The sequence below is a fragment of the Streptococcus sp. CSL10205-OR2 genome (genome assembly GCF_025660655.1).
Lineage (GTDB): Bacteria > Bacillota > Bacilli > Lactobacillales > Streptococcaceae > Streptococcus.
Genome location: NZ_JAOTIN010000002.1, coordinates 178,563 through 202,039, shown reverse-complemented (window position 1 = coordinate 202,039; position 23,477 = coordinate 178,563). Strand labels below are relative to the sequence as shown.

Below are 23,477 nucleotides of genomic sequence, written 5' to 3'. Positions count from 1 at the left end.
ATTAGCACACTAAAACTCTACAATCTAAAGTTTAACTGTTATGATTGTAGAGTTTTTAGTTTTCATAAAAAGGTTAGAAAAATGTTTTGTTTATTTTAGGAGAAAAAGATTGACAGACGACATATAAAGTGTTACAATAACAAAGGTTTTAAATAAACTGACCTAAGACAGTAGGGGAGTTCGCTCATAATATTCCTACCGAGGCACAAAACGTTAATAAACGGATTGTACTTTCGTGTCTGGGTTTAGATGCGATTTTTTTGTGTCTAGCCAAAAATAATAACGGAGGTAAAACACTAATGAGTCAAGCAAATATTGCAAAAAAAGCAGAACTTGTTGATTTTTATGCTGAAAAAATGAAAGCAGCTGCAAGTATTGTTATTGTAGATTCACGTGGTCTTACTGTTGAACAAGATACTGTTCTTCGTCGTAACTTGCGTGAAAGCGACATCGAATTTAAAGTGGTTAAAAACGCTATCTTACGTCGTGCTGCTGAAAAAGCAGGTCTTAACAATCTTGAAGATGTTTTTGTTGGTCCAACAGCTATTGCATTTTCAAATGAAGATGTGATTGCACCAGCTAAAATCATCAATGATTTTTCACAAACTGCTAAAGCACTTGAAATCAAAGGTGGTGCAATTGAAGGTGAAGTATCTTCTAAAGAAGATATTATCGCACTTGCTAAATTGCCAAACAGAGAAGGTCTTCTTTCTATGCTTCTTTCTGTTCTTCAAGCACCAGTTCGAAATGTTGCTTATGCTGTCAAAGCAGTTGCAGAAAACAAAGAAGATGCTGCCTAAGCAGTTTAACTGTAGCTTAAATGGCTACCATTACTATTTATTAAAAACATAATTTGGAGGAAAAATACAATGGCATTAAACATTGAAAACATTATTGCTGAAATTAAAGAAGCTTCAATCCTTGAACTTAACGATCTTGTGAAAGCTATCGAAGAAGAATTTGGTGTAACTGCAGCAGCTCCTGTAGCTGTAGCAGCAGCTGGTGGCGGTTCTGAAGAAGCTGCTAAAGATTCATTTGACGTTGAATTAACAGCAGCAGGCGACAAGAAAGTTGGCGTTATCAAGGCTGTTCGTGAAATCACAGGTCTTGGTCTTAAAGAAGCTAAAGGTCTTGTAGATGGCGCTCCTGGCATCATCAAAGAAGGTGTTCCAGCTGCAGAAGCTGAAGAAATGAAAGCTAAACTTGAAGAAGCTGGTGCTTCAGTAACTCTTAAATAATAGAGTCATTTCATTAAATAATAAAATGAATCGTTGTTCTTTAGAACAACGATTTTTTTCTTTTCTATTTAGAAAACTTTCTAAATAGTCTTGACAAAAGATTGGTAAAGATATAAAATATAAATAACCTAATTAGAAATATATCTAAATAGCAAAGGAGTTGCTATGGGAATTGATCAAACCTTGAAAGCATTAAACGATGAAAAAAGAAGAGAGATTTTAACATTACTGAAAAAGGGTAGAATGAGTGCTACTGATATTCATCAACATTTTGATGTTTCAGATGCTACCATTTCCCACCATTTATCAGTTTTATTAAAGGCAGATTTAATTTTTTTAGAAAAAGAGAAAAATTACCGTTACTATAGTCTGAACGCTTCAGTCTTTGAAGATGTTTTAAGATTTATTATGTTTTTTAAAAAATAAGGAGACGTTATGAATACTATAAAGAAATGGTTTAAACTTAGTTTATGGTTATATCTTGTACCGTTAGCTGTTTCACTCTATTATTATCCTCAATTACCAAGTAAAATTGCCATTCATTATAATGTGGCTGATCAGCCAGATAATTTTACTGATAAATTTATGGCTTTATTTGTTTCTATTGGCTTTATTTTTATGATAGAATTATTTTCTTATTTTGTTCTATCAAAAGATCCCAGACAAAACTATCAAAATAAGAAATTAGCTATTTTTCTTCTGCTGTTTATGCCTTTATTGTCTTTAATATTAATTATTATGATGATTTCTTATGCTTTAAATAGTTGTTTTAATGTTCTAGTTATACTAAGAATTTCTCTTTCTCTTCTCATTATTATTATCGGAAACTATCTACCAAAGACAAAACGTAATAATAGTTTGGGTATCCGTCTGCCTTGGACTTTAGCAAATGATAATAATTGGATAAAAACTCACGACTTTAGTGCTAAAATGTGGGTAATAGGTGGTATATTATTACTAACAATCTCTCTTTTCTCTCTTTCAAATGAGTTGTTTATTGCTTTAACGATTATTATTTTAATCGCTCCGATAGTTTATTCTTTTGTCTTAAATAAAAGTAATCATAAGATTTAAATAGTAAGAGATAACAGAAGTTATCTCTTTTGCTATTTTGCTACCAATAAAAGTTTTTATCTTATATTCTGAAATGTTATTTCAACTGACTTTGAAAATAATAATTAGAAGTTTCAATTTCGAAACATATTCTTTGACACTATCTTTTTTTAGCAGTAGAATGAAACCATCGGTACGGAACCACTTAATGACTGATTGTCTCTTAGTTACTCAGTTAGCCACTCAAGCGAGGACGTAGCCTAATAGAAAAAAGGAGATATTTATTATGAAAATCGCAGTTGTTGGTACAGGAAATATTGGTTCACGTTTAATTAAACGTTTTTCTAATCATGGGATTGATACTATTGTCATTGGAAGTGATTATGATAAATCACTTGCCTTGGTAAATGACCTTAAAGAAAATGTTGAAGCCTTTCAAGATGTTAATGAAGCATTAAAAGCAGCAGATGCTGTTGTTATTGCTTTATGGTTCGATGGCCTTAAAGACTTTATCAAAGAACATGAAGCACAATTAGAAGGAAAAATCATCATTGACCCTTCAAATAATATTGCATTTGATGACGAAGGAAATGTAAAAAGTCTTAATCCAGAAAATCTTTCATCAGGTCAACAAATTGCTGAAGTTGTTCCTACTGGAAGTCACTACGTCAAAGCATTTGGAACTCTTCCAGCTGATCAATTGGATACAACTGAAACGCAAGATGGTAAGAAAGTAACTTTATTCTATGCCACAGATGATGCAAAAGCTGGTGAGAAAGTTGCCGAAATCATTGAAAAAGCTGGCTGGGATGTTGTTTTAGTTGGTGGCGTCAAAGACACTGGACGTATTGAAGTATTTGGGGATTTACATCCATTTGGTGGTTTAGAAGGAAAATTACTTTCTAAGGATGATGCAAAAACAAAAATTTAATGTTTTAATAAGTTAGTAAAAGGTGATAGTGTTTTCTATCACCTTTTTTGTTTTATCAAATTTTCGATTAATCTTAAAACAATAGAATTTATAAGAACCAATACTAAGAATTATAGTTTTGAGTTTGCTTAACCATTCTCAACTTATAGAAATAAAAAAGTTTTTCCTATGGTATAATAGTAGCAGAAGATGCCAAGCAAGTGGGAGGTTGGTATGAATCATAATCAAAATATTCTTAGCTACATCGAATCTAAACTTTCAACAATGACTGATATTGAAAAAACAGTTGGCTTGTTCTTTATGAATGAAGGATTAAAGGAAGAAGATTTGTCAGCCACAAACATTTCTCGAAAAATTCATGCGACTCAATCTGCGCTAACACGTTTTTCAAAAAAATTGGGTTATCAAGGGTACCGTGAGTTTATTTTTGAATATCGTAATAGTCAAAAATACCTTAATGAACATTTAAAAGATTTTAAAAATAATCTAACACCAAATATTTACTTTGATTACGAAGATATTATTGAAAAAACAAAATCACTCATTGATGAAGATCAACTTGAAAGAATATCAAAAATGCTTAGTGAAGCCTCACGTATCTACCTTTATGGGACAGGTTTTTCAGGTTTAGTCGCTAAAGAAGTCAAAATAAGATTTGTCAGATTAGGATTAGTAACAGAAGCTATCCATGATTTAGATAATTTACTTTGGACGAGTGGTATTATTGATGACTCTTGTTTGGTAATTGGTTTTTCTCTTTCTGGAAAAACTAAAATTGTTGTTAATGCTCTTCGTAATGCTGCTAAAATAGGTGCAAAAAGTATTTTATTAACAACCCAAACTCAAGGAAATGACCATGTTGATGAAGTGGTTGAAGTGGCTTCTATTAGAAATTTGGAACAAGGAACAAGAATTTCACCTCAATTGCCTTTACTATTTATGATTGATTTTATTTATGCTTATTTCCTATCCATTAATAAAGAAGAAAAGTTAACACTTTTCAATCAGACTATTGTTCCACCTGATGATAAAAAATGAATTTAAATGATAAAAGACAAGCAATAACAACAAAGTTATTGCTTTTTGTTTTGAGTGAATGTACTTTCAAAGTAGAAAAGAATGATGTCTTTTTTTGCAAGTAAAATTTAATTACGACCAATATATTGAAAGCGCATACAAAAAGTTTTATAATCAATTTGTAAGCGTTACCAATTCGGAGGTAGAAAATAAATGACAGGAAGATTAACAAAAGAAGCTTTTAAAAACCTGATTAAAGATGGCATTATTGTTTCTTGTCAGGCCTTACCAGGTGAACCTCTCTACGTTGAAGAGGGAGGTATCATTCCAAGGTTAGCTTTGGCTGCAGAACAAGCTGGTGCTGTAGGCATTAGAGCCAATTCTGTTCGAGATATTACAGAAATCAAGGAAATCACCCATTTACCAATTATAGGGATTATTAAAAAGGATTATCCTCCAGAAGAGCCTTATATCACCGCTACAATGTCTGAAATAGATGATTTAGTAGCAATAGGTGTGGATGTTGTTGCTTTTGATTGTACCAAACGAAAGCGCCATGATGGGTTAAGCATTTCTGAATTTATTAAAAAGGTAAAAGAGAAATATCCCAACCAATTATTGATGGGAGATATCAGTACTTTTGAAGAAGGTCTTGAAGCTTACAGGGCTGGAGTTGATTTTGTTGGCACAACTCTTTCGGGTTATACTTCTTATAGTCGACAAACAAAAGGACCTGACTTAGCCTTAATTAAAAAATTATGTCAAGAAGGTATTGATGTTATTGCTGAGGGTAAAATTCATAGTGTAGAGGATTTAATTGCTGTAAAAGAGTTAGACCCAACTGGAATTGTTATTGGTGGTGCCATCACGCGTCCAAAAGAAATTGCTGAGCGATTTATTAACGCCATTAAAAAGAATAAAAGATTAAAAGGAGCTTAATGATGACGGAATTAAATTTGAAAAACCTTTATAAAAAATATTCCAATAGCGATTTTTATTCCGTTGAAAATTTTAATTTAGAGATTAAAGATCGAGAATTCATTGTCTTTGTTGGTCCATCTGGTTGTGGAAAGTCTACCACTCTAAGAATGATTGCAGGACTTGAAGATATCACTGAGGGTGAGCTTTATATTGGTGATAAATTAGTTAATAATGTCGCACCAAAAGATCGTGATATTGCCATGGTTTTTCAAAACTATGCACTTTATCCTCATATGACTGTCTATGAAAACATGGCTTTTGGCTTAAAACTTCGAAAATATCCTAAAGATGATATTGATAAGAGAGTCAATGAAGCGGCAACTATTTTAGGATTGACAGAATTTCTAAAAAGAAAACCTGCAGATTTATCAGGTGGTCAAAGACAACGTGTTGCTATGGGACGTGCCATTGTTCGTGATGCCAAAGTCTTTTTAATGGATGAACCACTTTCAAACTTAGATGCGAAACTTCGCGTTTCCATGCGTGCTGAAATTGCAAAAATCCATAGACGTATTGGAGCAACAACCATTTATGTCACTCATGACCAAACAGAAGCCATGACTCTAGCTGATAGAATTGTTATTATGAGTGCTACTAAAAATGAAGCTGGTACTGGGACGATCGGAAGAATTGAGCAGGTTGGAACTCCTCAAGAACTCTACAATGAACCAGAAAATATGTTTGTTGCTGGTTTCATTGGTAGTCCTGCAATGAATTTCTTTACAGTTACTGTTGGTCAAGATAGTATCAAAGACCAAAATAATCTTCATCTGGAATTGCCATTAGGATTTAAAAAAGTATTAGAAACAGAAGGTTACACCAATAAAAAAGTTATATTTGGTATTCGACCAGAAGACATTTCAGCAGATCCAATTGTCCAAGATACCTTTCCTAATGCAATAGTTGAAGCAGAGGTAGTTGTGTCTGAATTATTGGGAAGCGACTCTATTCTTTATTGTAGAGTTGGGGAACAAGAATTTTCAGCCAGAGTAGCTGCACATAACTATCTTGCTGCAGGTGAAAAAATAAAACTTGCCTTTAAAGTAACAAAAGGACATTTCTTTGATGCTGATACAGGTAAGCGAATCAAGATAAAAGGAGGAGAGAAATGATTATTAGCCATGTCGATCACTTATCATCTTATGTTGGAGCTATTCCAAATTTAAAGTATCTGATTGACTATTTTAATACCGTTTCATTAAAAGATATTGAAGAAGGAAGCATTGCGATCTTTGATGATAAGGTTTTTGGTAATTGTTTCACTTATCTTGCTGATGGGACTGCTGGTGATTTTTTTGAAACACATTGTAAATATTTAGATGTTCATATGGTTCTTGAAAATACTGAAAATATGGCTGTTTCAACAACAAAAAGTACTCAACTCACAAAAGCCTACGATGAAGAAAAAGATATTGCTTTTTATGCTGGTGATTATGAACAAATTGTTCGTCTAACACCAGGAATTTGCTTAATTACCTTACCAGAAGATTTACATCAACCCAAGGTTAGGGTTAATGATTTACCTGTTAAAAAAGTTGTTTTTAAAATTTCAATTAATTAATAAGGAGAAAAGAACATGAAAACATTTTATAGAGTATTAGGTTTTATTAGTGCCGTGTTACTTGCCTTCATTGTGGTGGGCTGTTCATCTGGACAAGATAATTCATCAAAGGATTCTTCTGGGGAATTATCAGGTGATATTGTCATGTGGCATTCTTTTACTCAAGGGCCACGTCTTGAAAGTATTCAAAAATCTGCTGATGAATTTATGGAACAACACCCTGGTGTTAATATCAAAATTGAAACTTTCTCATGGAATGACTTTTATACTAAATGGACAACTGGTCTAGCAAATGGTAATGTGCCAGATATAAGTACTGCTCTACCTAACCAAGTGATGGAAATGATTAACTCTGATGCCATTATTCCTTTAAATGACACTATTGACACAATTGGTAGTGATCGATTTAATGAAGCTGCTTTAGATGAAGCAAAAGTAGGTGATGATTATTATTCTGTTCCTCTATATTCACATGCGCAGGTTATGTGGGTACGTACAGACCTTCTAGAACAAAATAATATTGAAGTGCCAAAAACTTGGGATGAATTATATGAAGCTAGTAAAAAATTAACTGCTGATGGTGTTTATGGATTGTCAGTACCACTTGGAACTAATGACTTTATGGCGACTCGTTTCTTAAACTTCTATGTTCGTAGTGGTGGTGGTAGCTTACTCACTAAAGACTTGAAAGCTGATTTAACAAGTGATTTAGCTCAAGATGGTATTAAATACTGGGTTAAAATGTATAAAGAAATCTCGCCAAAAGATTCACTAAACTTTAATGTCCTTCAACAAGCGACTCTTTTCTATCAAGGAAAAACTGCTTTTGACTTTAACTCAGGTTTCCATATTGGTGGGGTAGAAGCCAACAGTCCTCAATTGTTAGATTCAATTGATGCTTATCCAATGCCAAAAATTAACGCAGATGACAAGGATTACGGTATTGAAACATCAAATATCCCAATGGTTGTGTGGAAAAATTCAAAAAATCCTGAAGTCGCTAAAGCTTTCTTAGAATATCTTTATGAAGAAGATAACTATCTTGAATTTTTAGATGCTACCCCTGTTGGAATGTTGCCAGCTATCAGTGGTATTACAGATTTACCTGCTTACCAAGAAAATGAAACACGCCAAAAATTTGCTCATGCTGAAGGTGTTATTTTAGAAGCTGTTAAAAATGGTACAGCCATTGGTTTTGAAAACGAGCCTAGTGTTCAAGCTGGTTTAATGGTTAATCAACATATTATCGAACAAATGTTCCAAGATATTATTAGTAATGGAAAAGATCCAATGGAAGCTGCTAAAGAAGCTGAAAAACAATTAAATGATTTGTTTGAAACAGTTTCTGTGTCAGTTGAATAACAGAAAAAAAATAACAGAAAGATTTCTAAGAAGGGAGTAAAAATGATCAGAAATCGTAACTTAACGCGCTGGATATTTGTTTTACCAGCTATGATCATCGTAGGACTACTCTTTGTTTATCCATTTTTCTCAAGTATATTTTATAGTTTTACAAACAAACATTTAATCATGCCAAATTATCGGTTTGTTGGCTTTGATAATTATATCAACGTTTTGTCAGACCCTAATTTCTTCACTGCCTTCTTCAATTCTTTGAAGTGGACAATATTCTCATTAGTTGGTCAAGTATTAGTCGGTTTTGTTCTTGCTTTAGCCTTACATCGTGTACGACATTTTAAAAAATTATATAGAACCTTACTGATAGTTCCTTGGGCTTTTCCAACAATTGTTATAGCCTTTTCTTGGCAGTGGATTTTAAATGGTGTTTATGGCTATTTACCCAATATGATTGTGAAATTAGGATTGATGGATGTAGCACCAGCATTTTTAACCGATAGCACTTGGGCCTTTATTTGCTTGGTATTTATCAATGTTTGGTTTGGTGCTCCTATGATAATGGTTAATATTCTATCAGCCTTACAAACGGTGTCTCAAGAACAATTTGAGGCCGCAAAGATTGATGGTGCCTCAAGTTGGCAAGTCTTTAGATACATCACTTTGCCACACATTAGAGTAGTGGTAGGATTATTAGTTGTCTTACGTACAGTATGGATATTTAACAACTTTGATATTATCTATCTCATCACAGGTGGTGGTCCTTCAAATGCCACCATGACGGTTCCAATTTTTGCCTATAATCTAGGTTGGGGAACAAAATTAATTGGTAGAGCTTCAGCAGTTACAGTCCTACTATTTCTCTTCTTAATGACCATTTGTTTCATCTATTTCAAAATTATCAATAAATGGGAAAAGGAGGGTAGATGATGAAAAAGAAATCACAATGGTATCTTGATTTTGTGTCTCATCTTGTCTTAATAGTAGCAACCATCATTGCTATTTTCCCATTGGTTTGGATTATTATCTCCTCCATTAAAGGAAAAGGTGAGTTGACACAATTTCCAACTAGATTTTGGCCTGAAACATTTACTTTTGATTATTTTAATCATGTCATTAATGATTTAAACTTTATCACAAATATAAAAAATAGTTTGTTGGTCGCATTTTCTGCCACTGTCATTGCCACTATTATCTCTGCTATGGCAGCTTATGGTATTGTTCGATTCTTCCCTAAATTGGGAGCGATTATGTCTAAAATGCTGGTAACCACCTACATTTTTCCACCAATTTTATTAGCTATTCCTTATTCATTAGCTATGGCTAAGGTTGGTTTGGCAAATAGCTTGTTTGGCTTGATGGTCATTTATCTTTCATTTAGTGTACCTTATGCTGTATGGATATTGGTCGGCTTTTTCCAAACCGTACCAATTGGAATTGAAGAAGCTGCACGTATTGATGGTGCTAATAAATTTACTACTTTTTACAAAGTCGTGTTACCAATTGTTGCGCCAGGTATTGTAGCAACTGCCATCTATACCTTTATCAATGCTTGGAATGAGTTCTTATATGCTCTTATTCTAATCAATGACACAAGCAAAATGACAGTAGCTGTAGCACTTCGTTCTTTAAATGGCTCTGAAATCTTAGATTGGGGAGACATGATGGCGGCTTCGGTTATTGTTGTGTTACCATCAATTATCTTTTTCTCAATCATTCAAAACAAGATAGCAAGTGGCTTGTCTGAAGGTTCTGTGAAATAAGATGAATACACATTATGTGATAAAAGAAAAGCACCTTTTTAGGTGCTTTCTCATAAATAAATAAAGGATTATTGTTGTTTGTTTGTAATCTCAATCAAAACAATAAAAATAATTTTAAATAAAGAAAGATTAATACAAAAAGGAGAACAGAATGATTAAATATGGTGTCGTTGGAACAGGGTATTTTGGTGCAGAGTTGGCTCGTTATTTAAAGAAAAATGATGGTGCTGAAATCACTACTGTTTATGATCCCGAAAATGCTGTTGAAGTAGCAAAAGAACTTGGTGCAAGAGTAGCTGATTCATTAGATGACTTGGTTTCAAGTCCTGAAGTTGATTGTGTTATTGTTGCCACACCAAATTATCTTCATAAAGAACCAGTTATTAAAGCAGCTCAACATAAAAAACATGTTTTTTGTGAAAAACCAATAGCACTTTCTTATGAAGATTGTAGAGAAATGGTTGATGCTTGTAAGGAAAACAATGTCACCTTTATGGCGGGACATATTATGAATTTCTTTAATGGTGTTCATCACGCCAAAGAATTAATTAATAACGGTGTTATTGGTGATGTCTTATATTGTCACACAGCTCGTAATGGCTGGGAAGAAGTTCAACCATCAGTTTCTTGGAAAAAAATTCGTGAAAAATCAGGTGGCCACCTCTATCACCATATTCATGAATTGGATTGTGTTCAATTCATCATGGGTGGAACACCAGAAACAGTTACTATGACTGGTGGAAATGTTGCTCATCAAGGTGAAGGATTTGGTGATGAGGATGACATGATTTTTGTCAACATGGAATTCTCAAATAATCGTTTTGCGATTTGTGAATGGGGTTCTGCTTATCGATGGGGAGAACACTATGTTTTAATTCAAGGAACTAAAGGTGCCATTAAGATTGATATGTACGATTGTGGTGGCACTTTAAAAGTGAATGGTAAAGAAACTCACTTTTTAGTGCATGAAACTCAAGAAGAAGACGATGACAGAACACGTATCTACCATAGTACAGAAATGGATGGTGCCATTGCCTATGGTAAACCTGGTAAACGGACACCTCTATGGTTATCTTCTGTTATTGATAAAGAAATGAGATTTCTTCATGAAATTATGGAGGGCAAGACAGCCAGTGCAGAATTTGATAAATTATTGACTGGTGAAGCAGCCTTAGAGGCTATTGCTACAGCAGATGCTTGCACACTTTCTATCAATGAAGACCGTAAAGTAAAATTATCTGAAGTGATGAAATAATAGAAAACTATTTAAAAAGGTGAACGAATGAAGGATTTAAAAAAATATCACGGCATTATACCTGCTTTTTATGCTTGTTATGATGAAAAAGGAAATGTTAGTCCTCAAAGAGTTAAAGAATTAACACACTATTTTATTGATAAAGGTGTTAAGGGATTGTATGTCAATGGCTCGTCAGGGGAATGTATTTATCAAAGTGTAGAAGACCGCAAACTAATATTAGAAAATGTCATGTCAGTCGCAAAAGGCAAATTAACAATAATTGCTCATGTAGCTTGTAATAACACTAAAGACAGTGAAGTTCTTGCAAAACATGCAGAAAGTTTAGGTGTGGACGCTATTGCAGCCATTCCACCAATTTATTTCCGACTACCAGAATATGCTATTTCTGATTATTGGAATACCATTAGTGCTTCAGCACCTAACACCGATTTTATCATCTATAATATTCCACAATTAGCTGGTGTTTCTCTAACACCAAGTCTGTATCAGGAAATGATTAAAAATCCACGTGTGATTGGTGTTAAAAACTCGTCTATGCCTGTTCAAGACATTCAAACCTTTATGTCTATATCAGGAGAAGATTATCTTGTCTTTAATGGACCAGATGAACAGTTTTTAGCTGGTCGTTTAATGGGTGCAAAAGGGGGTATTGGAGGCACTTATGGTGCCATGTCTGAACTCTTTTTACGTCTCAATCAGTTGATTGAAGAAAAAGACTTAGACAAGGCAAAAAAACTTCAATATGCTATTAATGACATTATTGGCAAATTAGTGTCAGGACATGGTCACATGTACGCCATGATAAAAGAAGTGATTAGACTTAATGAAGGTATTGATTTGGGTTCTGTTCGCCCACCTTTAACGGGTCTAATAGATGCTGATAAAGAGATTGCAAAAGAAGTCGCTTCTTTAATAAAAGAAACAATTAAAATCTTTTCTTAAGTTAAGTGGCCATGATTAGACAAATTTAAGGAGATGCTAATGACATATTATCTAGTCATAGATATTGGTGGAACTTTTATAAAATATGGTATTCTTGGAGAAAATGAAAATTTAATTGAACAAGAAAAAATGGCAACTAATGCTCATCAAGGTGGGCCCCATATTCTTCAAGTAGTCAAAGATTTAGTGAAATGGTATAGCGAAAAATATGATCTATCAGGTGTTTGCATTTCTACTGCTGGTATGGTTGATCCTGATAAAGGAGAAGTTTTTTATGCCGGACCTCAAATTCCTAACTATGCTGGAACCAATTTCAAACATACTATTGAAAGTGAGTTTGGTATTTCTTGTTCTGTTGAAAATGACGTTAACTGTGCTGGTTTAGCTGAAAGTATTTCTGGTAATGCTAGAGATAGTGAGATTAGTCTTTGCTTAACCATTGGCACAGGAATTGGTGGCTGTTTAGTCATCGATAATAATGTTTTTCACGGGTATAGTAATTCAGCCTGTGAAGTCGGCTATATTCATCTGCCAGATGGTGCTTTTCAAGATTTAGCATCAACAAGTGCCCTAGTGAAATATGTGGCTACTCTAGAAAATGATTCTGAAAGTGATTGGTCTGGCTACCGTATTTTTGAAGAAGCAAAAAAAGGACATCCCAATTGCATTATAGCAATCGATAGGATGGTTAATTATCTGGCACAGGGGATTGCTAATATCTGTTATGTTGCAAATCCTCAAACAGTTGTTCTAGGTGGAGGTATTATGGCTCAAAAAAATTTTTTAAAAGAAAAAATTGAAAAAGCTTTAGCTACCTATCTTGTAGAAAGCCTCCTAGAAAAAACAAAACTTGTTTTTGCACATCATGAAAATAATGCAGGTATGCTTGGTGCTTACTATCATTTTCGTCATCAGCATCACTAATTGTTATCGATTTAACGACATTTATAATATCTAAATGAGCTCCTAAAATTTTTATATGACCTTCTTACCATGAGATTTTTAGGATCAATTGGTAAAAAAAGGCTGCTTTTGTTCTTTATCAAGAATTAAGGCAGCTCTTTTTGCTGTTTTAATGCTATTAATGAGGTAGCTAAAATTGAGTAAAGGACTGATTTATAAAGGCTTAATGTCACTTTCTGATAAGATTTCATTTAATAGACAAATGCCATAAATTGGACTACAATAGTAGTGTATAATTATTATTGAAAGTGGGGCGGTATTGTGATTGAAATAAGAGATTTGACGATTTTGCCCGTTAATATTTTTGAAGAAGCTATTGCTGATAATCAGCATGCCATTGCCCCGTTTGCTTGGACAGAAACGTTTTTAAAACTCATTAATCAAGAACCAGATGCTTTATTACTTCATATTTGGCCTATGGAAAAAACGGTCATTTTAGGGATGCTAGACAAATTACTTCCTAATTTAGAAGATGCCAAAGAAGTGATTGAAAGTTATGGCTATAAACCAGTCGTTAGAAATATAGGTGGCTTAGCAGTTGTCGCTGATGAGGGGATATTAAACTTTTCTTTTATCATTCCAGATACCTTTAGAGAAGCTATTTCTATTACTGACGGTTATTTTGTCATGGTTGATTTTATCAAAATGGTGTTTTCTGACCTTCACAAAAGAATTGATTATTTTGAGATTGAACAATCTTATTGTCCGGGGACTTATGATCTTAGTATTGATGGCAAAAAGTTTGCTGGTATTGCTCAAAGACGCATAAAAAAAGGGATTGTTGTTTCTATTTATCTAAGCGTCTCTGGTAATCAAGAACAAAGAGGACAGATGATTGCTGACTTCTATCAAAAAGGATTGGCAGATCAAACAACTAAGGTAACTTATCCAAATGTTGATCCCTCATCTATGGCTAATCTTTCTGATTTGTTTGATGTTTCTTTTACAGTTGATGAAGTTATCGAGAGATTAAAATTGACATTAAGGCAAATTGGTTTTTCCATTAAAGATTGGCAACCTAATGAGAGACAAAGAGAGCAATTTCATCTTCATTATGAGAAATTAACGAAAAACAATCAAAACTAAATTATCTTAAATATAATAATTATATTGTGGATTCTGTAAATCTTAGAATAGATAATATTTTACCAAGAATGTTTTTTCTAAAAAATCGTAGCATTTTTGATAAGAAAATTTTATAATGTAAAACATAAGGAGTAGAGAATGAAAAAAATAGCAAATAATCTTTTTATTGAAAAAGATAACAACATTTATACTATTAGAATGACGCCCCAATTACAAGATGATATTGGAACAATTGGCTTTATTGATTTTACTGAAGATGACAGTTTAGAAATTGATGATATCATTTTAAATTTGGAAGCCTCAAAAACTGTTATGGGTATTTCTTCACCACTTGCAGGAAAAATCGTTGATCGAAATGAAGCTGCAATAGCAACTCCAGAATTGTTAAATTCTGAAAGAAATGAAGACAATTGGTTGGTTAGATTAACAGGAGTTGATGAAGATAATTATAATGCTCTAGAAAATGTCTAAAATTAGGTGCTTAGGATTTTTTAATTAGTTATAATCTAAAACTAAAATTGCATTCTTTTAAAAATTCTTTAAAAACAGCAGGTGATTGGCTTGCTGTTTTTATATTTATTAGTGTTTTTATAAAATAACGTTCAATTTATGGTTTAATAACTTGAAAAATTCTACTTAATTTGATAATATACTTTTAAAGATACCAATCTTATTCTTTTATAAGATGCGTAAAATCAGGTTAAAAAAGTAAGACATTACTTTACAAAACAGTAGATGTTATCATCTAAAATAAAATGAAGATAAAGAGTTTTCCTCACCTAAAAATGAATAGAGGAAATGGCTTTTTGTGTTCACAAAAATAGGCGTCCTTGAGATGGATGAAAGGAAGTGGCAATTGTAGCAATTTTTGTCTAACATTTGATAGTGTCATAGTAATAGGGTATTAAACCCATAATAGTATAAAGAAGAAAAAAGGAGAAAAAATGAACATAACAGAAGAAATGAAAGAAATTATTAACGCACAACTAGCAATGGTTGCAACAGTAGATGCTGAAGGAAATCCAGATATTGGTCCTAAACGTTCAATGCGTTTATATGATGATAAAACATTAATCTATAATGAAAATACTGGTGGTCAAACTCAAGAAAACATTAAAAATAATGGTAAGGTAGCTGTTGCTTTTGTTGATCGTGAAAGACTTATGGGTTATCGTTTTGTTGGTAAAGCTGAAATCCAAGACTCTGGTGAATTATATGAAGCTGCAAAAGAGTGGGCGAAAGGTCGCATGGGTGAGCCTAAAGCAGTAGGTGTGATTCATATTGAGCGTATTTTCAACTTACATTCAGGTGATAAGGCTGGAACAGAAGTTAAATAACATAAAAAAAGGAATCCTAGGATTCCTTTTTTTATGGGTTAATAGTTGCTATCAAAATATCAGCTGATGTTGATGGTAAAATTCTAACACGGTTAAGTGTTAAAAGACCGTTACTAGCACTTGCCAAACCTTCATTTGTAGTTAGGCCTAGTTGGTAAGATTCTTTTGCTAATTCTATGGTTATATCGCTATAGCGACCAGCAGGATAAGCAATGGTCATTGTTTCTTGATGGAGTTGTTCATCTAAGAATTTCTTACTTTCTGTCATTTGATAAGATTGTGTGGCTTGATCACTCATTTCTAAATCAGGATGAGTAACCGTGTGTCCCTCAAAAGACATACCATCTTTTTTCATCTCAAGCATTTGTTCCACTGACAGGTTAGACACACGACCTTCCTCTGTAAAACCAGTGATGACATTATTGGTTGCCTTGGCATTGTATTTTTTTAAAATAGGATAAGCGATGTTATAAAAATCAACCATGCTATCATCAAAAGTTAGCCAGATAACCTTCTCATTTGGTAATTCATTATCACTAAGAGCACGGTAAGCTTCCTCAGGTGTTAAAAAGTAATAACCTTCATCAACTAAGCGTTTAATATGACTTTCAAAAACTTCTGGATCGACAATCAAATTGGCACTAGCTGCTTCAGATGGATCCATCACATGAACGGCATGATACATCAAAATTGGAAAAGTGACAGGTGTTTCTTGTTTTTTCCAAGTTGGTTCTTCATTGTTTTTTTCTGTATTTGATTGAGGCGTTGTTGTCTCTTTGTTTTGTGAAGTATTTTCTTTAGAAACAAGTTGTGTCTCTTCTTGTTTTTGAAAAGCTTTCTCATCTTTTCGACTTTGTTGAAATAAAAAGAAGAGACCAGCTAGAAGGCTTACTGTCAGCATTAGTAAGACAATAGGTAAAAATGGTTTTTTTCTTTTAATTCTTTTTCTAGCACGTCTTGATTGCATTTTATTCTCCTTAAAACATTATTATTAGAATTATAACATAAAAATAAGAAGGATTTACAATGAATTCTAATGGTTTTTTTGATATAATAAGACAAATCATTTGCTAGGAGAAAAATATGACAATAAAGATTGCTTTACTAGGTTTTGGAACAGTGGCTAGTGGTGTTCCAATTATTCTTGAACAAAATAGTGAAAAAATAAGCCAATTAGTGCAAAAACCGATGACCATCTCAAAAATATTAGTGAGAGACGCCTCTGAAAAAAAACGCTTAAAAGAGCAAGGACATGATTATCATTTTGTTACTGATATTGATGAGATTTTATCTGATGATGATATTTCAGTTGTGGTTGAGTTGATGGGACGAATCGAACCAGCTAAAACTTTTATAACAAAAGCGCTAGAAAGCAAAAAACATGTTGTTTCTGCTAATAAAGACTTAATTGCCCTACATGGAAAAGAATTGCTTGAAATTGCTACTAGAAATAATGTTTCCTTTTATTATGAAGCGGCGGTTGCAGGTGGTATTCCCATTCTAAGAACACTTGCCACATCCTTAGTTGCTGATAAAATAACCAAATTGTTGGGTGTTTTAAATGGGACTTCTAATTTCATGCTTACCAAGATGGTTGAAGAAGGCTGGACTTATGATAAAGCCTTACAAACAGCACAAGAGTTGGGTTATGCAGAAAGTGATCCAACCAATGATGTTGAAGGTATTGATGCTGCTTATAAACTAGTTATCCTCTCTCAATTTGCTTTTGGGATGACTATTGATTATAGAGATGTCACACACAAAGGCATTACAACGATTACACCAGAAGATGTTAACTTTGCCCAAAATCATGGCTATGTGATTAAATTGGTCGGTTCTATCGAAGAAACAAAAAGTGGTTTAGCTGTTGAAGTGTCTCCATCATTATTACCAGAAAAACATCCCCTAGCAAGAGTTAATGATGTGATGAATGCTGTTTATATTGAATCGATTGGTGTTGGAGAGTCAATGTATTATGGACCTGGTGCGGGACAAAAACCAACAGCCACTTCGGTTGTAGCAGATTTAATGACACTCAGTAATGAAGTGGCATCAAATGACAAGGCTAAATTATTCAACAACTTTAATAGACCTTCAAAAATAGCCGACTTAGAAGATAATCAATCAGCTTACTATTTCTCAATTGCTTTATCAAATGGCAGTAAAGCTGAATTAGCTGAGTTTCTTAAAAATGAAGGCATAACACCTAAAGCATTTGATCTTGAAAAATCATCTAGTGGCAAAAACCTAGCAATGATTAAAACAAATGTGATAACTAAAAATAAATTGGAACAAGTTGAACAAAAACTTCAGACGTCAACTGCATTTCAACTGCGTAATGCTTTTAGAATTATAGGAGATTGATATGAAAATTATTGTTCCTGCAACGAGTGCCAATCTTGGTCCAGGATTTGATTCGATTGGTCTTGCTGTCACTAAATATCTTAACATTACAGTTATTGAACCGTCTGAAAATTGGGAAGTGTTACATGATTTGACTGATATTCCAACTGATGAGACTAATCTACTCATTCAAATTGCACTAAAAGTCAATGAGAAACTAAAACCTCACCGTATTAAAATGGTGACTGATATTCCACTAGCTAGAGGTCTTGGTTCTTCTAGTTCTGTGATTGTTGCTGGAATCGAGTTGGCCAACCAACTGGGTGCTATGTCACTTTCTTCAGAAGAAAAATTAAGACTAGCCACTCTTTTTGAAGGTCATCCTGATAATGTTGCTCCTGCCATTTTTGGGAATCTTGTTGTTGCCAGTGCCAACGATTATTTTTCGGGATACACTGTATCGTCTTTTCCACCTTGTCGTTTACTGGCCTTTATTCCAAACTATGAGCTAAAGACAAGTGATAGTCGAAATAGTCTTCCTGAAACATTCAAGTATTCTCAAGCAGTAGCAGCCAGCGCGATTGCAAATGTTGCTGTATCTGCTCTTATGAAAGGTGATTTAGTCACAGCAGGAAAAGCTATGTCGTCTGACCTTTTTCATGAGCCTTATCGCCAAAAACTTGTACCAGAATTTGAAAAGATAAAAGAAGTTGCTAAACACTATAGTGTTTACACTACCTACCTTTCTGGTGCGGGTCCAACAATTATGACAGTTCTTGATGACAAAAATGCAAAAAGAATGAAACAAGCTATTGATGATTTAGGGTTAAACGGTGAGACTGTCATACTGGATGTTGATACCAAAGGATTACAAGTTATTTGATGATTGGAGAAAAAATGGAACACTCTGATTGGCATAATCTTATTAAAAATGAATTACCAGAAGGTTACTACAGTAAAATCAATCATTTTTTAAATGATGTTTATAGTAAGGGAGTCATTTATCCCCCACGCGAAAAAGTTTTTAAAGCGATTCAAGAAACCAGCTTAAAAGATGTTAAAGTGGTTATTTTAGGACAAGATCCCTATCATGGGCCCAAACAAGCGCAAGGGCTTTCTTTTTCAGTTCCTGATGAGATTAGTGCACCTCCTTCTTTACAAAATATTTTAAAAGAACTAAAAGAAGACGTGGGACAACGCCCCACTCATGACTTATCAAGTTGGGCTAAGCAAGGCGTTCTCTTACTAAATGCGTCTTTGACAGTTCCTGAACACGCCCCTAACGCACACGCTAATGGCATTTGGGAGCCTTTTACTGATGCCATTATTAAACTAGTCAACCAAAAGGAAACACCAGTCGTTTTTCTTTTGTGGGGTGGTTTTGCTCGTAAGAAGAAGTCTCTTATCACTAATCCTATTCACCTGATTATTGAAAGTGCACATCCAAGCCCCTTATCAGCTTACCGTGGCTTTTTTGGTAGTCGACCATTTTCAAAAACAAATGCTTTTTTAAACGCCCATCACTTACCAATGATAGATTGGTTAAACTAAAGGAGGTATTATCATGTTATTAATCAAAGGTGGTCGTGTGATTGATCCCAAAACACAATTTGATGCTATTTGTGATGTTTTAGTCGACAAAGGAAAAATCATTAAAATGTCTAAAAATATTATCTCCCCCGACGCAAAGATAATTGATGCCAATGGTTTCATTGTTGCACCTGGTCTAATTGATATTCATGTCCATTTTCGTGAACCAGGTCAGACGCACAAAGAAGACATCCACACGGGCGCTTTAGCTGCAGCTAAAGGTGGTTTTACCACAGTTGTTATGATGGCAAATACTTCACCAACCATTTCTGATGTGACCACATTAAAAGAAGTGCTAACCTCAGCACAAAAAGAAGCCATTACCGTTAAATCTGTTGCAACTGTGACTAACAATTTTGATGGGAAACAGTTAACACCCTTTAAAGATTTGTTAGAAGCTGGAGCGGTTGGTTTTTCTGATGATGGTATTCCTCTAACAGATGCTGGTGTTGTCAAAGAAGCACTTCTTAAAGCAAAAGAGAATAATGCTCTCATCAGTCTTCATGAGGAAGATCCTAATCTCAATGGTATTTTGGGCTTTAATGAGAATATTGCAAGTAAACATTTTGGTTTTTGTGGTGCTACTGGTGTTGCAGAGTATAGCATGATTGCTAGAGATGTGATGATTGCCTATGATACAAATGCACGTCTTCACATTCAACATCTTTCAAAAGCTGAAAGTGTTAAAATTGTCGCTTTTGCACAGTCTTTAGGTGCAAAAGTAACTGCAGAAGCCTCGCCACAACATTTTTCAGGGACTGAAAACTTATTGTTAGAAAAAGGCAGTGCCGCTAAAATGAATCCGCCTCTACGTTTAGAATCAGATCGCTTAGCGGTGATTGAGGGCTTACAAAACAACACTATCTCAGTGATTGCAACTGACCACGCCCCACATCACCGTGATGAAAAAAATGTTGATGATATCACAAAAGCACCTTCAGGAATGATTGGACTTGAAACATCATTGTCACTAGGGTTGACTTATCTAGTTGAACCAGGCTATCTTTCCTTGATGACGTTACTGGAAAAAATGACTGTCAATCCTGCTGCCCTATACAATTTTGATGCGGGTTACTTGGCTGAAAATGGACCAGCTGATATTGTTATTTTTGATGATAAAATCACTAAAACCATTGAAACTTCCTTTGCTTCTAAGTCTGCTAATTCACCTTTTGTCGGAAAAGACTTAATTGGCGACATCAAGTACACTATTGCAAATGGTGAAATCGTCTATCAAACACCATCGATTTAACATATAAAAAAGACCCTAAGATGAACTTAGAGTCTAGATCAACCCTATTTGGTTGGTCTTTTTTGTTTGGTTATATTTAAACCAATTGGTAAAGTACTTTCTGTTTTATTTTTAATCCGTTTTATATTGTCTTTATGTCTAACAATAACAATAGTTGCCATAGCAAAAATCATTAATATAAGCCAAACATCATACTGTGGTAGTAAAAACTGAAAGGCAGGCAAAATTATCACACTTAAACAAGCTATAAGTGCAACTGTCATACTTGAAAAAGAAATCATGCTTGACAAATATAAACAGATTAGAAAAATAACTAAAAGATAGGTGAAAAAAGGTAGTGAATAAGCAAGAAGAACACCAGCACTAGTAGCAACAGCTTTACCACCTTTAAATTTTGCATAAATTGGAAAAGTATGACCAACTATAGCAAAAAAACCAATAAACAAAGCAGACACACCAGTTACTCCAAACCAAATAGGAAGAAGAGTTGCAAGCGTTCCTTTTAGTAAATCTACTAATAAAGTAACAATACCTGCTTTAACGCCTAAAATCCTAAAAGTATTAGTGGTACCAGTGTTACCACTGCCAAGAAGGCGAATGTTTTTATGATAGATAAATTGTCCGATCCACAGACCTGTTTGAATTGAGCCAAGAAGATAAGCAATCAAAATAAATAATAATGGTTTCATACTGTCATTATATCATAAGTGATTGATAAAAAAATAGTTAAAATGACTGGAAAAATCACAATATTTGGCAAAAAAAGTTAAAATTAAGATTTTTTTTGCAAAATAGCAAAAAAACTTGTAATATTAAAAGGATGAGAAAAGGTGGAGGTTATAGATGCCTAAAAAGGAAATTAATTTAAGTAATTATAATGATGATGCCATTCAGGTATTAGAAGGGCTTGATGCTGTTCGAAAAAGACCTGGAATGTATATTGGTTCAACTGATGGGACTGGTCTACATCATTTGGTTTGGGAATTAGTAGACAATGCTGTTGATGAAGCACTCTCAGGTTTTGGTGATAAAATTGAAGTCACCATCTATAAAGATGGTTCTTTAAGCGTTTCAGATAGAGGGCGAGGTATGCCTACAGGAATGCATGCTAAAGGGATTCCAACTGTTGAAGTTATTTTTACCGTATTACATGCAGGTGGTAAGTTTGGTCAAGGTGGCTATAAAACATCAGGTGGCTTACATGGTGTTGGGTCATCAGTTGTTAATGCTCTGTCACAATGGTTAGAAGTTGAGATTGTTCGTGATGGGCATATCTATCGTCAACGGTTTGAAAATGGTGGAAAACCTGTCACAACACTTAAAAAAGTAGGAACAGCTCCAAAATCAAAATCAGGAACAACCGTTACCTTTATGCCTGATAGTAGTATTTTTTCAACAACTGATTTCAAGTTTAATACCATTGCTGAACGTTTAAATGAGTCAGCCTTTTTATTAAAAAATGTAACACTTTCTTTAATCGATAAAAGAACAGATGACAAGAAAGATTTTCACTATGAAAATGGGGTTCAAGACTTTGTCTCGTACTTAAATGAGGATAAAGACACTCTAACACCTGTTATTTATTTTGATGGTGAAGAAGACGGTTTTCAAGTAGAAGTTGCCATGCAGTATAATGATGGCTTTTCAGATAATATCCTTTCTTTTGTTAACAATGTCAGAACAAAAGATGGTGGTACTCATGAGACTGGTTTAAAATCAGCTATCACTAAAGCTTTGAATGATTACGCCAGAAAAACAACTCTTTTAAAAGAAAAAGAAAAAAATCTTGATGGTTCTGATTACCGTGAAGGCCTCTCTGCTGTCTTATCCATTTTAGTGCCAGAAGAACATCTTCAGTTTGAAGGTCAAACCAAGGACAAATTAGGTAGTCCACTTGCTCGTCCTTTTGTTGATGGTGTTGTTTCTGAAAAGTTAAGTTATTTCCTCATGGAAAATGGTGAAATCGCTTCAAGCTTAGTCAGAAAAGCGATTAAGGCTAGGGCAGCCCGTGAAGCTGCTAGAAAAGCGCGTGATGAATCACGAAATGGCAAGAAAAATAAAAAAGATAAGGGTCTTTTATCGGGGAAATTAACGCCAGCACAATCTAAAAATCCAAAGAAAAATGAACTCTATCTTGTTGAGGGTGATTCTGCCGGTGGATCTGCTAAACAAGGGCGTGACCGTAAATTCCAAGCCATTCTTCCTCTAAGAGGAAAGGTCATCAACACTGCCAAAGCTAAAATGGCAGATATTCTGAAAAATGAAGAAATTAACACCATGATTTATACTATTGGTGCTGGTGTTGGAGCAGACTTTAATTTAGAAGATATCAACTATGATAAAATCATCATCATGACCGATGCCGATACAGATGGTGCTCACATCCAAACCCTTCTTCTAACATTTTTCTATCGTTATATGCGACCACTTATAGAAGCTGGTCATGTTTATATTGCCTTACCACCTCTTTACAAAATGTCTAAAGGCAAAGGTAAGAATGAAAAAATTGACTATGCCTGGACAGATGGTGAATTAGAAGAATTGCGTCAAGAATACGGTAAAAATGCAACACTTCAACGTTACAAAGGACTGGGTGAAATGAATGCCACTCAGCTTTGGGAAACAACCATGGATCCAGAAACAAGAACCTTGATTCGTGTAACGATTGATGATTTGGCTCGAGCAGAAAGACGCGTGTCTGTCTTAATGGGAGACAAGGTTGAACCACGTCGTCAGTGGATTGAAGACAATGTCAAATTTACACTTGAAGAAACAAACAACATACTGTTATAAGAAAGGAGGCAAT

At 34.2% G+C, this 23,477-nt stretch carries 25 protein-coding genes and 1 other annotated feature; of the genes, 23 read left to right on the top strand and 2 right to left on the bottom strand.

Annotation, left to right across the window (positions count from 1 at the left end; translation table 11 throughout):
- Positions 1-143: 143 nt before the first annotated feature.
- Positions 144-270, top strand: a sequence feature (ribosomal protein L10 leader region).
- A gap of 29 nt (positions 271-299) precedes the next feature.
- The 18 genes from rplJ to N7659_RS02205 all read left to right on the top strand — a co-directional run bounded on the left by rplJ (position 300) and on the right by N7659_RS02205 (position 15,486).
- Positions 300-800, top strand: coding sequence for a 50S ribosomal protein L10 (gene rplJ / locus N7659_RS02290; RefSeq protein WP_263275615.1), 501 nt, complete (start codon positions 300-302; stop codon positions 798-800).
- Positions 801-869: 69 nt separating this feature from the next.
- Complete coding sequence (gene rplL / locus N7659_RS02285) at positions 870-1,238, top strand: 50S ribosomal protein L7/L12 (RefSeq protein ID WP_263275614.1); 369 nt, start codon at positions 870-872, stop codon at positions 1,236-1,238.
- Positions 1,239-1,403: 165 nt separating this feature from the next.
- Entirely contained in the window at positions 1,404-1,664 is a 261-nt protein-coding gene (locus N7659_RS02280) for an autorepressor SdpR family transcription factor (protein WP_199567479.1), read from the top strand.
- Positions 1,665-1,673: 9 nt separating this feature from the next.
- Positions 1,674-2,312, top strand: a complete 639-nt coding sequence (locus N7659_RS02275) for an SdpI family protein (protein ID WP_263275613.1) — start codon at positions 1,674-1,676, stop codon at positions 2,310-2,312.
- Between the two features lie 256 nt (positions 2,313-2,568).
- Positions 2,569-3,222: an NADPH-dependent F420 reductase gene (locus tag N7659_RS02270; RefSeq protein ID WP_317629558.1), complete on the top strand. Its 654-nt coding sequence runs from the start codon at positions 2,569-2,571 to the stop codon at positions 3,220-3,222.
- A gap of 213 nt (positions 3,223-3,435) precedes the next feature.
- Positions 3,436-4,260, top strand: coding sequence for a MurR/RpiR family transcriptional regulator (locus N7659_RS02265; RefSeq protein ID WP_263275612.1), 825 nt, complete (start codon positions 3,436-3,438; stop codon positions 4,258-4,260).
- A gap of 192 nt (positions 4,261-4,452) precedes the next feature.
- Entirely contained in the window at positions 4,453-5,178 is a 726-nt protein-coding gene (locus N7659_RS02260; RefSeq protein WP_263275611.1) for an N-acetylmannosamine-6-phosphate 2-epimerase, read from the top strand.
- Positions 5,179-5,180: 2 nt separating this feature from the next.
- Positions 5,181-6,332 (top strand): ABC transporter ATP-binding protein, encoded by a 1,152-nt coding sequence (locus N7659_RS02255; RefSeq protein WP_263275610.1) that lies wholly within the window; start codon positions 5,181-5,183, stop codon positions 6,330-6,332.
- Entirely contained in the window at positions 6,329-6,781 is a 453-nt protein-coding gene (locus N7659_RS02250; RefSeq protein ID WP_263275609.1) for a YhcH/YjgK/YiaL family protein, read from the top strand. The genes N7659_RS02255 and N7659_RS02250 overlap by 4 nt, the downstream gene beginning before the upstream one ends.
- A 15-nt stretch (positions 6,782-6,796) precedes the next feature.
- Positions 6,797-8,143: an ABC transporter substrate-binding protein gene (locus tag N7659_RS02245; RefSeq protein ID WP_263275608.1), complete on the top strand. Its 1,347-nt coding sequence runs from the start codon at positions 6,797-6,799 to the stop codon at positions 8,141-8,143.
- 42 nt (positions 8,144-8,185) lie between these two features.
- The gene (locus N7659_RS02240; protein WP_263275607.1) at positions 8,186-9,067 is read left to right on the top strand and encodes a carbohydrate ABC transporter permease; all 882 of its coding nucleotides are present in this window, start codon (positions 8,186-8,188) and stop codon (positions 9,065-9,067) included.
- Complete coding sequence (locus N7659_RS02235) at positions 9,067-9,900, top strand: carbohydrate ABC transporter permease (RefSeq protein WP_263275631.1); 834 nt, start codon at positions 9,067-9,069, stop codon at positions 9,898-9,900. Before N7659_RS02240 ends, N7659_RS02235 begins: the two co-directional genes overlap by 1 nt.
- Positions 9,901-10,051: 151 nt before the next feature.
- Positions 10,052-11,155, top strand: coding sequence for a Gfo/Idh/MocA family protein (locus N7659_RS02230; RefSeq protein WP_263275606.1), 1,104 nt, complete (start codon positions 10,052-10,054; stop codon positions 11,153-11,155).
- Positions 11,156-11,182: 27 nt separating this feature from the next.
- Entirely contained in the window at positions 11,183-12,100 is a 918-nt protein-coding gene (locus N7659_RS02225) for a dihydrodipicolinate synthase family protein (RefSeq protein ID WP_263275605.1), read from the top strand.
- A gap of 39 nt (positions 12,101-12,139) precedes the next feature.
- On the top strand, positions 12,140-13,024 hold the full coding sequence (locus N7659_RS02220) for an ROK family protein (RefSeq protein WP_263275604.1): 885 nt from the start codon (positions 12,140-12,142) through the stop codon (positions 13,022-13,024).
- A gap of 303 nt (positions 13,025-13,327) precedes the next feature.
- Positions 13,328-14,149 carry a lipoate--protein ligase family protein gene (locus N7659_RS02215; RefSeq protein ID WP_317629557.1) on the top strand — a complete coding sequence of 274 codons (822 nt, stop codon included), beginning with the start codon at positions 13,328-13,330 and terminating at the stop codon, positions 14,147-14,149.
- 138 nt (positions 14,150-14,287) lie between these two features.
- Positions 14,288-14,620 carry a glycine cleavage system protein H gene (locus tag N7659_RS02210; RefSeq protein WP_263275602.1) on the top strand — a complete coding sequence of 111 codons (333 nt, stop codon included), beginning with the start codon at positions 14,288-14,290 and terminating at the stop codon, positions 14,618-14,620.
- A 473-nt stretch (positions 14,621-15,093) separates the two neighbouring features.
- Positions 15,094-15,486: a pyridoxamine 5'-phosphate oxidase family protein gene (locus N7659_RS02205; protein ID WP_263275601.1), complete on the top strand. Its 393-nt coding sequence runs from the start codon at positions 15,094-15,096 to the stop codon at positions 15,484-15,486.
- A 31-nt stretch (positions 15,487-15,517) separates the two neighbouring features.
- On the opposite strand, the gene N7659_RS02200 is transcribed toward N7659_RS02205, so the two are convergent.
- On the bottom strand, positions 15,518-16,453 hold the full coding sequence (locus N7659_RS02200) for a polysaccharide deacetylase family protein (RefSeq protein ID WP_263275600.1): 936 nt from the start codon (positions 16,451-16,453) through the stop codon (positions 15,518-15,520).
- 116 nt (positions 16,454-16,569) lie between these two features.
- On the opposite strand from N7659_RS02200, the gene N7659_RS02195 reads away from it, so the two are divergent.
- Genes N7659_RS02195 through N7659_RS02180 form a run of 4 tightly spaced genes read left to right on the top strand, consistent with a single transcriptional unit; the run spans position 16,570 to position 20,671 of the window.
- Entirely contained in the window at positions 16,570-17,850 is a 1,281-nt protein-coding gene (locus N7659_RS02195) for a homoserine dehydrogenase (protein ID WP_263275599.1), read from the top strand.
- A 1-nt stretch (position 17,851) separates the two neighbouring features.
- Positions 17,852-18,712: a homoserine kinase gene (gene thrB / locus N7659_RS02190; protein ID WP_263275598.1), complete on the top strand. Its 861-nt coding sequence runs from the start codon at positions 17,852-17,854 to the stop codon at positions 18,710-18,712.
- 14 nt (positions 18,713-18,726) lie between these two features.
- Positions 18,727-19,380, top strand: a complete 654-nt coding sequence (locus tag N7659_RS02185) for a uracil-DNA glycosylase (RefSeq protein ID WP_263275597.1) — start codon at positions 18,727-18,729, stop codon at positions 19,378-19,380.
- 13 nt (positions 19,381-19,393) lie between these two features.
- The gene (locus tag N7659_RS02180) at positions 19,394-20,671 is read left to right on the top strand and encodes a dihydroorotase (RefSeq protein WP_263275596.1); all 1,278 of its coding nucleotides are present in this window, start codon (positions 19,394-19,396) and stop codon (positions 20,669-20,671) included.
- A 44-nt stretch (positions 20,672-20,715) separates the two neighbouring features.
- Here the strand turns inward: N7659_RS02180 and plsY are convergent, their stop codons facing one another.
- On the bottom strand, positions 20,716-21,360 hold the full coding sequence (plsY, locus tag N7659_RS02175) for a glycerol-3-phosphate 1-O-acyltransferase PlsY (RefSeq protein ID WP_263275595.1): 645 nt from the start codon (positions 21,358-21,360) through the stop codon (positions 20,716-20,718).
- Between the two features lie 154 nt (positions 21,361-21,514).
- On the opposite strand from plsY, the gene parE reads away from it, so the two are divergent.
- A complete protein-coding gene (gene parE / locus N7659_RS02170; RefSeq protein WP_263275594.1) occupies positions 21,515-23,464 on the top strand; it encodes a DNA topoisomerase IV subunit B in 1,950 nt (649 codons plus the stop codon).
- Positions 23,465-23,477: the final 13 nt, after the last annotated feature.